This is a genomic window from Desulfopila inferna, from assembly GCF_016919005.1.
Taxonomy (GTDB): domain Bacteria; phylum Desulfobacterota; class Desulfobulbia; order Desulfobulbales; family Desulfocapsaceae; genus Desulfopila_A; species Desulfopila_A inferna.
In genome coordinates this window covers 1-1,260 of sequence record NZ_JAFFQE010000023.1, presented here as the reverse complement: position 1 = coordinate 1,260, position 1,260 = coordinate 1, and the positions used below count along the sequence as shown (strand labels likewise).

The 1,260-nt window shown below is 43.6% G+C and carries 1 pseudogene; it reads right to left on the bottom strand.

The features are described 5' to 3' along the window. Positions 1-30: 30 nt before the first annotated feature. Positions 31-1,193 (bottom strand): annotated as a pseudogene (locus tag JWG88_RS21255) (IS3 family transposase). Positions 1,194-1,260: the final 67 nt, after the last annotated feature.

The following is a 1,260-nucleotide window of genomic DNA, read 5'->3' as shown; positions in this document are numbered from 1 at the left end:
TGATGTGGTCCAGTAAAAACGGACATATTCCTAAGCTGCTTTTTTCATAACTGACAATTTCTCAAAATCCATTGGACTGAGATAGCCAAGGTATGAATGATATCTTTTGCTATTGTAGAACATTTCAATGTAATCGATTATATCGCCTCTGGCTTCTTCCCGCGTTCTGTAAACAGAATCAAATACACGTTCTATTTTCAGAGTACCGAAAAAACTCTCAGCGACACTATTATCCCAACAATCGCCTTTGCGACTCATGCTGCTGAGCATTCCATGTTGTCTCAACTCTTTTTGGAACGCTTTACTGCAATACTGGCTGCCTCGATCCGAGTGAAAAATAAGCCCTTTTTGTGGTCTTCTGCGCCAGACTGAGATTTTCAATGCATTGAGAACCAACCGCTTATTGATCCGGTGACTCATTGACCAACCAACTACTCTGCGAGAAAACAAGTCAATCACAACAGCAAGATACAGCCACCCCTCCTTGGTCCATATATACGTGATGTCCGAACAGTACACTCGATCAGGTTCTGGGATGGCGAATTTCCTTTCGAGCAGATTAGGGGCTACCGCCAGTTTGTGTTTGCTGTCAGTAGTAGCTTTGAATTTCTTTTTCTGTTTGGCAGTCACTGCCGCCAAGCGCATCAGAGTTCCAGCTTTGCCTCTACCACATGATTCACCTTGTGCTTCTAGCTCTGCAGAGATCCGTCGCGCTCCATATGATCCACGTGTTTTTTGGTGAATCTCCTTTACTTTCGGAATGAGTCGGTCCCTCTCTTGCTGCCTCAGTGATTTCCTTCTTTTCTTCCAAGAATAGAAACCACTTCGGCATACCTGCATGACTTTGCAAAGAAGAGTTAGAGAATACGCCCCCTTCACAGTATCGATAAAACGATACCTCATCCCTGTTCCCTGGCGAAGAAGGCAGCCGCCTTTTTTAAAATTTCTCTCTCCAGCTTGAGCTGCTTATTCTCTTTTCTCAGACGGTTAAGTTCTGCTCGAACAGCGGCTGAACTTGCAGCATTATCATTACCAGATTCATCACCTTCGTAATCTCTTTTCCAGCGGCCCAGTAGGTTTGGGTGGACTCCGAGATTCTTGGCTGCTTCCGTTATTTTGTAGCCGTGCTCAAGAACAAGTTTCACAGCTTCTACTTTGAATTCTTGTGTATATTTTCTTCTTCTTTCGGTCATAATGACACCTCCTTGTCGAATAAAAATCCAAACTTAAGAAAGTGTCCATTATTTCTTTACCACTTCA